Here is a 7796-nt window from a genome sequence, read left to right as displayed (position 1 = left end):
GCCCCGGCGGCGGCGACCGCCGCGACGGCCGGCCCGGTGGCGACCGGCGCTTCCAGGGCGGCGGCCAGGGGCGGCGCTTCGACGACCGTGGTGAGCGGCGTCCCGGCGACGATGACCGGCGGCGCTTCGAGGGACGTGACGACCGTGGCGGCCGGCGGTTCGAGGACCGCGGCGAGCGGCGCTTCGGCGGCCGCGACGAGCGCGGCGGCCGTGACGACCGTGGCGGTCGGCGCTTCGAGAGCCGCGACGGACGTCCGGGTGGCGGAGGCTTCCGCCAGGGGCGCGGGTTCGACGGCCGAAGCGATGGGCGCCGTTCCGAGGGCGGTCCGCGCGAGGAGCGCCGGGACGACCGGCGTCCGGGCGGCGAGCGCTCGTTCCAGGACCGGGACCAGCGTGGCGGCTTCCGCGACCGTGACGACCGCCGGGGCGGCGGCCGGTACGAGGACCGCGGCGAGCGTCGTGGTGGTTTCCAGGGCCGTGACGACCGCCGCCCTGGCGGCTTCCAGGGCCGTGACGACCGGTCGGGCGGCTATCAGGGCCGCGATGACCGTCGTCCCGGATCCCAGGGGCGCGATGAGCGTTCGGGTGGCTACCAGCGGCGTGATGAGCGGTCCGGCGGCTACCAGGGACGCGGTGAGCGGACCGGAGGCTTCCGGGAGCGCGATGAGCGCCGTGGCGCGCCTCAGGGACGTGACGACCGCCGTGGCGGTTACCAGGGCCGTGACGACCGCCGTGGCGGTTACCAGGGCCGTGATGACCGGCGAGGTGGCTACCAGGGGCGGGACGACCGTCGGAGTGGTTTCCAGGGGCGGGACGACCGGCGTCCCGGGTACCAGGGACGCGACGAGCGGTCCGGAGGCTTCCAGGACCGTGGCGAGCGTCGTGGCGGGTTCCAGGGCCGTGACGACCGTCGGGGCGGCTTCCAGGACCGCGGTGAGCGGCGTGGCGGCTCCGAGGGGCGTGACGACAGGCGCGATGGCTACCGCGGCCGTGACGACCGCCGTGAGGGCTTCCAGGGCCGTGACGACCGGTCGGGCGGCTACCAGGGACGCGGTGAGCGTTCCGGGGGCTTCCGGGACCGGGATGATCGCCGTGGCGGCGGAGGCTTCCGTGGGCCGCGCCGTCCTCAGGACGGTGAGCGGCGTTCGTACGGGCCGCCGCAGCGGCGCGACCGGGACGAGACCCGCGAGGCCCCGAAGTACGACGACCCGGTGCTGCCGGACGACGTGACCGGCGCCGAGCTGGACGAGGAGGCCCGCGAGGAGCTGCGCACGCTGCCGAAGGACCTCGCGGCGCGCGTGGCCCGGCATCTGGTGATGGCCGGCCGGCTCGCCGAGGACGACCCGGAACTCGCCTACAAGCACGCGCGGGCCGCGCGGCGGCTGGCGTCGCGGGTCGGGATCGTCCGGGAGGCGGCGGGGCTCGCCGCGTACGCGGCCGGTGAGTGGGCCGACGCCCTGGCGGAGCTGCGCGCGGCGCGGCGCTTGGGCGCGGGCGACGAGGCGTACCTGCCGGTGATGGCCGACGCCGAGCGCGGCCTGGGCCGTCCGGAGCGGGCGCTGGACCTGGTGAAGTCGCCGGAGGCGGCGCGCCTGGACCAGATGGGCACCGTCGAGCTGCGGATCGTGGAGTCCGGCGTCCGCCGGGACCTCGGGCAGTTCGACGCGGCCGTGGTGACGCTGCAGATTCCGGAGCTGCGCGACCGCAGGCTGCGTCCGTGGTCGGCGCGGCTGTTCTACGCCTACGCGGACGCCCTGGTGGACGCGGGCCGCGAGGAGGAGGCGTCCGAGTGGTTCGCGCGTTCGGCCGCCGCCGACCGCGACGCCGAGACCGACGCGGCCGAGCGGTACGCGGAGCTGGAGGGCCTCGACATCCTCGACACCGAGGAGGACGAGGACGGCGAGGTCACCGAGACCGGGACCGAGCCCGGGGACGTGACCCCGGAGCCGGACGAGGCGTCCGCCGAGGTGCCGGTCGAGGACGACCCGCGCGCCGAGGAGGAGCCGCAGGCTCCCGAGGTCTACCGGGGTGACGAGGCGGTGGCCGACGCGGCCGCGGCTCCCGCGCCGGTCTTCCTCGAGCCCAAGGCCGAGAACGCCGAGCAGGCCGAGCAGGCGGAGACCGCCGAGCAGGGCGAGGACGCCGGGCGGGACGAGGACGCCGACGCGGCGGACGAGGCGCCCGAGTCGCGGGACGAGCCGAAGGGCGCGTCCGGGGACACCGGTCCCGAGGGCGAGGGCAGGCCGTCCGCCTGAGCGGACGTGTGACGCGCGAACGGGCCGCGTCGATGGAGGCGACTCCGTCGACGCGGCCCGTTCGGCGTTTCCGGGGCCGTCAGGCGTGCCGGTTGAGGGCGTGGATGATGCCCGCCACGTTGCTTTCGGTGCTGTTCAGGACCTCGTACTTGAAGGCCAGGTCGGGATCGACGTCCTCGGCGGTGATCCGGTAGCGGGCGTCGGTGCGGTCGCGGACCATGGCGACGGCGTGGTCCAGTTCGGGGCTCTCGTCCTGGGCGGCGCGGACGGCGTCCACCCAGACGCGCAGCTCCTCGGCGGACCGGTCGAGGGTGTCGTCGACCTCCGTGACGGGCCCGTAGTGCGCGAACAGCAGCCGGGACGGGCCGAGCGCCTTGAACTTGCCGAGCGAGGCCAGGGCGGTGTCGAGGTCGAAGTCCGGCGGCGGGGTCGCGGGCCGGACGTCGGCGGTCTCGGGGATGTAGATGCCCGCGGCGTCGCCGACGTACAGGTCGCCGGTGGCCGAGTCGACGAGGCCGACGTGGTGCTTGGCGTGGCCGGGGGAGTAGTGCGACTCCAGCCGCCGTCCGCCGCCCAGGTCGATGACGCCGGTGTCCTCCACGGCGCGGATGCGGGCGGCCTCGGTGGGCTTGAGCTCGCCGAAGAGGGTGTCGAGCATGTCGCCGTAGACCATGCGGGCGCTGCGCATGAGCCGTTCGGGGCTGGCGAGGTGCCGGGCGCCCTTCTCGTGGACGACGACCTCGGCGTCGGGGTACATCTCGGCGATGTCGCCGACGCCGCCCGCGTGGTCGAGGTGGATGTGGGTGACCACGACCGTCGCCAGGTCGGACGCGGAGACGCCCAGCTCGTCCAGGGCCGCCTTCACGACGGGCGCGGATCCGGCCGTGCCGGGCTCCACCAGGCATGGCCGGTCGGACAGGATCAGGTATCCGGCGGTGATGCCGCTGTAGCCCGCCATCCGGGTGTCGATCTCGTAGACGTCCCCGCCCAGCGGTGTGATCGTGGTCTTGGTGTCCATACCCCGATCATCGCGCCGCGGCGGCCGGTTTCTCCAGCCCCGGGGCCGGAGAGGTCAGCGCAGGTCGCCCGCCGCGTGCAGGTCGTCGAGGATCATCCGGACGGCGGGGGAGACCCGGTCGCGGTCGACGTGGCCGAGCCAGGCGATCTCGGCGATCTCCGCCGCCGGCACGAGCTCACCGGTGTGGTCGGCGGTGTAGCAGGCCATCCGGACGGTGACGCCCGCGTCCTTGCCGTGCGCCTGAGCCTCCCACGTGCCGGCGTGCCGGACGGTCGCCGGGTCGAGTTCGACGGTGAGCTCCTCGGCGACCTCGCGCAGCAGGGTGCGTTCGTCGGTCTCGCCCGGCTCGCGCTTGCCGCCCGGCAGGTAGTAGGCGTCCTTGCCGTGGGAGCGGGCGGCGAGGATCCGGCCGTCCTCGATCCGGATCCACGCCACCTTGTCGATCACTTTCGTCACGGCCCGACCGTACCCGACGTCCGGGCTCTTCCCGACGGACCCGTACCCGACGTCCGGGCCCATGCCGACGAAGCCGTACCCGATGTCCGGGCCTGTGCTGGTGAACTCCGTCCGGTTGCCGTGGGGAGGGCGTTTCTGCTGGTCCGCGGCGGCTCGGGAGCGGTTCGGAGATCAGGTCGGCGGGGTGAGCAGGCGGAAGACCATGCCCATGCGCGGCTTCGGGCCGAAGGACGTGGACTTGCGGGGGACGCGCTCGCCGCCGCCCGCCACGGCCAGCACGTCCTCGACCCGCATCGGGTTGAGGATCACGGCGCTGCCGCCGAAGCGCCGGGCACGGGCGAGCGCGGCGGCCGGGTCGTCGTGCACCACCTCGACGCTGCTCTCGTTCTCCGGGACCCCCCAGACGCCCGCGAGGAGCAGGTGGTCCAGGACGGCGGTGTCGAGCCGCCGCCAGCGGGCGGAGCGGTCGGCGGGCATCGCGGCGGCCAGCCGCTCGGGGTCGGGGTCGGTGAGCAGGTACAGGCCGTCCCCGCCGCCGAGCAGGAACGCGGGACGGTCCGAGACGTCCGCGAGGGCCCGGAGCGCGTCCGGGAGCGAGCCGGGGAGCGCGGCGACCTGCATGACGCTCTTGGCCTGTTCCAGGGCGCGCTGGGGCGGCAGGCCCGGCAGCACCCGGTGGATCGCGCCCAGCCGCGGCGGGTAGCGCGTCGCGTCGACCAGCAGCGCCAGGCCGTGGTCCCAGGGGCCGTCGCCGTCGCCGGAGCGGTGGTGGCGGGCCTGGAGCGTCCGGTAGGTGGCGTAGCGGTGGTGGCCGTCGGCGATCAGCGCCTGCCTGCCCCGCAGGTCGGCGGCGATGCGGTCGAGCAGGGGCCGGTCGGTGATGCGCCAGAGCCGGTGCACGAGGCCGTCGGAGGCCGGGAACTCCATCAGGGGCGCCGCCTCGGCGGTCTCGTCCACGATCCGGGCCGCGTCGCCGCCGCCCTGGTGGATCAGGAAGATCGGTTCGAGGTTGGCGTCGGCCTCGCTCATCAGGGCGAGCCGGTCCTGGACCGGCCCGGGGTAGACGTCCTCGTGGGGGAGGATCACGCCTTCGGACTCGGCGCGCAGCCCGACCGCGCCGACCAGGCCGCGCTGCCGGACGGTGTGCCGGTCGGCCGCCTCGTAGACGTACAGGGCGGGCTCGGCGTCCACGGTGAGCACGCCCTCGGCCAGCCAGCGGCGCAGGGTCTCACCGGCCTCCCGGTAGCCGCCGCCGGGCTGGCCGGGCAGGATCAGGCGGACGAAGTTGTGCCCGCCCTCCGACAGCAGCCTGCGCCGTTCGGCGTCGTCGATGAGGTCGTAGGGGGGTGTCGTCACGGAGGCCAGGTCGCCGACCACGGCGGGGTCGAACCGCACGCCCCGGAACGGGGCCAGTTCGAGCCCCGAGCCGGCCGCGGGTCCGGACGCGCCGAAGATGCGCGCGCTGAACTCCTCCGAGGTCGTCGTCGGTCCGGAGGGGACGTCTCGTTCCACTGTGGGCATGGTAACCGGCTGGAGGGATTCCGCCCGCGGCCGGGTACGGTCGAGATGATCGCAGTCCGAGGGAGGCCAGATGCGCGGTGACGGGCCGGAGGAGCCGCTGGACGGGCCCGGGGAGGATCCCGCCGCACCGGAGGGCGGGGTCTACGAGTGGTACACCCGGGGGCTCTCGCTGCTGAAGGCGGGCAGTCCGGCCGCCGCGGTCCAGTTGCTCGCGCGGGCGGCGGAGGCCGAGCCGGCCTCGCGCAGCATCCGCGAGGCCCTGGCCCGCGCCCAGTTCGGCGCGCGGCTGTTCCACGACGCGGCCGACAACTTCCGGAGCATCGTCGAGGAGGACCCGGCGGAGGACTACGCCCTGTTCGGCCTGGGGCTCGCCCTCAGCCGCGTGGGCGACTTCTCCGGCGCCGTGGAGTACCTGGCGCTGGCGGCGGCGATGCGTCCGGACAACAAGGACTACGCCAACGCGCTGCGGCACGCCCGGGCGACCCTGGAGGCGCGCCGCTGACCACGGCGTACGGGGGGACGGGTGAAGGCCGAACGGCGAAAAGGTCGACCGGTGGGGAGCGCGGACGGCGGCGCGGGTGAGCGTTCCGCCGGATGCGGGGGACGCCGCGGAGACGTGACGAGTGCGCCGCCCGGGCGGCGGCGCCGGGAGAGGACGGAGTGAAGGGTTCGGACAGGCCGCTCAGCGAGGCGTACGACGTCGCCCTGCTCGATCTGGACGGTGTGGTGTACGTCGGGCGCAGGCCCGTGCCGCGGGCGGCGGAGTCGCTGGAGAAGGCGCGCGCGGCCGGCCAGCGGCTGGCGTTCGTGACCAACAACGCCTCGCGGACGCCCGCGGCGGTCGTGACGCTGCTCGCCGACGTCGGCGTTCCCGCGTCGGCGGAGGACGTGGTGACCTCGGCGCAGGCGGCGGCGCGGCTGCTCGCCGAGCGGCTGCCCGCCGGGGCGAAGGTCCTGGTCGTCGGCGGCACCGCGCTGCGTTCCGCGCTGTACGACCGGGGGCTGCGCCCGGTGTCCCTGGCGGCGGAGGACCCCGCCGCGGTCGTGCAGGGGTTCAGCCCGGACGTCGGGTACGGGCTGCTGGCCGAGGGCGGCAAGGCGGTCGCGCGGGGCGCGCTGTTCGTCGGCACGAACGGCGACTCGACGATCCCCGGGGAGGACGGCCCGCCGAAGCCCGGCAACGGGGCGCTGCTGCAGGTGATCCGGACCGCGACCGGGGTGGACCCGATCGTGACGGGGAAGCCGCAGAAGCCGCTGCACCGGGAGGCGGTGCTGCGGACGGGGGCCGAGCGACCGCTCGTGGTGGGCGACCGGCTCGACACCGACATCGAGGGCGCCCACAACGGCGGGGCCGACAGCCTGCTGGTGCTGACCGGTGTCAGCGGCCCGCTGGACCTGCTCACCGCGCCGCCGGAGCACCGCCCGACCTATGTCGCGCCGGACCTGACCGGACTGCTCGTCCCGCATCCGGAGGTCCGGCGGGACGGCGACGCGGCCCTGTGCGGCGACTGGACGGCCCGCCGCGCCGGCGACGTCTTCGAGCTGGGCGGCGAGGGCGACCCGTACGACGGGCTCCGCGCGCTCGCCGCCGCGTGCTGGCGTTCGGACGCGCCCGTCCGGCCGGAGGCGGTGGCCGACGCGCTGCGCGGGCTGGATCTGCCGTCCGGCCACTGAGCGGTCACTGAGCGGTCGGTGAGGCGGCGGCGCTGAGGCGAGGCCTGGCGGGCGGTGCCGAATCCGGCTACAGGACCTTGCGCAGGCGGATGAGGTCGAGGAAGCTCGCCTCGACCTTGAGGCGTCCGGCGGCCCAGGCCTTGGCCGGGCTCAGCTCGTCGTGCGCGAGCGCCACCAGGTCGTCACTGCTCACGGTGAGCCTGACCTGCGCGGACTTCGGGTTCTCGGCGCGCTGGAAGGGATCGAGCCCGCCCTCGTGCAGCCGGGTGGCGAACGCCAGTCCGAGGTCGGGCACGCGGCAGCTGATGGTCCGCTCCACCACGTGCCGGGCGAGCTTGTCGGCGTCCACCTCGGCCAGCCGCTCTGCGATCTTGTCGAGCGCGGCGCGGCACTCCTCCTCGTTGGCCATGATCAGGCCGTTCCCCGTTCGGTCGGCAACGATGTCGTCCAGGGACGGTAGCGTTCAGACCGGACCCCGGGCGACCCGGGGCGCGCGCTTCGGGGTGTTCTTGGAGGTAAAGGTTGAGGTCCGACGAGGCCGCCGGTCCGGCGCCGGGGGGAGCGGGGGCGGTGTCCGGGGGAGCCGGGTCGTCCGCGCCGACCGGTGACCCGCGCGTGGACGCGGTCGTCGCCCGGCTGGACGAGCTGGCCGGGCTGCCCGTGCCCGCCCATGTCGAGGTGTTCGCCGACGTCCACCAGGGGCTCCAGGAGCTGCTGGTCTCGGCCGACGAGGACGGCGACACCGTGCCGTCCCTCGGCGGCATGCCCCGTCCGGGCGCGCCCGGCGCGGGTGCACCGGGCCCGGGCACGCCCAGCCCCAGCACGCCCAGCCCCAGCACGTCCGGTCCCGGCACGCCCGGGCCGGGCGGCAT

General features: G+C 75.4%; 9 protein-coding genes. 4 read left to right on the top strand and 5 right to left on the bottom strand.

The window, feature by feature from the left end:
* The coding region (locus DZF91_RS31610; RefSeq protein WP_117360728.1) for a hypothetical protein at nucleotides 1-1310 on the bottom strand (1310 nt) is incomplete at its 3' end.
* On the opposite strand from DZF91_RS31610, the gene DZF91_RS31605 reads away from it, so the two are divergent.
* Complete coding sequence (locus DZF91_RS31605) at nucleotides 1212-2255, top strand: tetratricopeptide repeat protein (protein WP_235834702.1); 1044 nt, start codon at nucleotides 1212-1214, stop codon at nucleotides 2253-2255. The two genes, DZF91_RS31610 and DZF91_RS31605, sit on opposite strands and share 99 nt — an antisense overlap.
* Nucleotides 2256-2334: 79 nt before the next feature.
* On the opposite strand, the gene DZF91_RS31600 is transcribed toward DZF91_RS31605, so the two are convergent.
* The 3 genes from DZF91_RS31600 to DZF91_RS31590 form a co-directional block, all read right to left on the bottom strand.
* Complete coding sequence (locus tag DZF91_RS31600) at nucleotides 2335-3273, bottom strand: MBL fold metallo-hydrolase (protein WP_117360727.1); 939 nt, start codon at nucleotides 3271-3273, stop codon at nucleotides 2335-2337.
* Between the two features lie 54 nt (nucleotides 3274-3327).
* Nucleotides 3328-3729: an NUDIX hydrolase gene (locus tag DZF91_RS31595; RefSeq protein WP_199487029.1), complete on the bottom strand. Its 402-nt coding sequence runs from the start codon at nucleotides 3727-3729 to the stop codon at nucleotides 3328-3330.
* 171 nt (nucleotides 3730-3900) lie between these two features.
* Nucleotides 3901-5250 (bottom strand): DUF1015 family protein, encoded by a 1350-nt coding sequence (locus DZF91_RS31590; RefSeq protein WP_117360725.1) that lies wholly within the window; start codon nucleotides 5248-5250, stop codon nucleotides 3901-3903.
* Nucleotides 5251-5320: 70 nt separating this feature from the next.
* Here DZF91_RS31590 and DZF91_RS31585 point away from each other — a divergent pair, with 70 nt between their 5' ends.
* A complete protein-coding gene (locus DZF91_RS31585) occupies nucleotides 5321-5752 on the top strand; it encodes a tetratricopeptide repeat protein (protein ID WP_117360724.1) in 432 nt (143 codons plus the stop codon).
* A 158-nt stretch (nucleotides 5753-5910) separates the two neighbouring features.
* Nucleotides 5911-6924 (top strand): HAD-IIA family hydrolase, encoded by a 1014-nt coding sequence (locus DZF91_RS31580; RefSeq protein WP_199487028.1) that lies wholly within the window; start codon nucleotides 5911-5913, stop codon nucleotides 6922-6924.
* A 67-nt stretch (nucleotides 6925-6991) separates the two neighbouring features.
* On the opposite strand, the gene DZF91_RS31575 is transcribed toward DZF91_RS31580, so the two are convergent.
* On the bottom strand, nucleotides 6992-7333 hold the full coding sequence (locus tag DZF91_RS31575) for an SCP2 sterol-binding domain-containing protein (protein WP_117360722.1): 342 nt from the start codon (nucleotides 7331-7333) through the stop codon (nucleotides 6992-6994).
* Nucleotides 7334-7494: 161 nt separating this feature from the next.
* Between DZF91_RS31575 and DZF91_RS39125 the strand changes: the two genes are divergently transcribed.
* Nucleotides 7495-7796, top strand: a 302-nt coding sequence (locus DZF91_RS39125; protein WP_147341479.1) for a hypothetical protein, incomplete at its 3' end; no start/stop codon positions are given.

Origin of the sequence: Actinomadura logoneensis (genome assembly GCF_003428695.1) — a bacterium.
GTDB lineage: Bacteria > Actinomycetota > Actinomycetes > Streptosporangiales > Streptosporangiaceae > Spirillospora > Spirillospora logoneensis.
The sequence above is the reverse complement of the archived record's forward strand: the minus strand, read 5'-3'. Positions and strand labels throughout refer to the sequence as shown.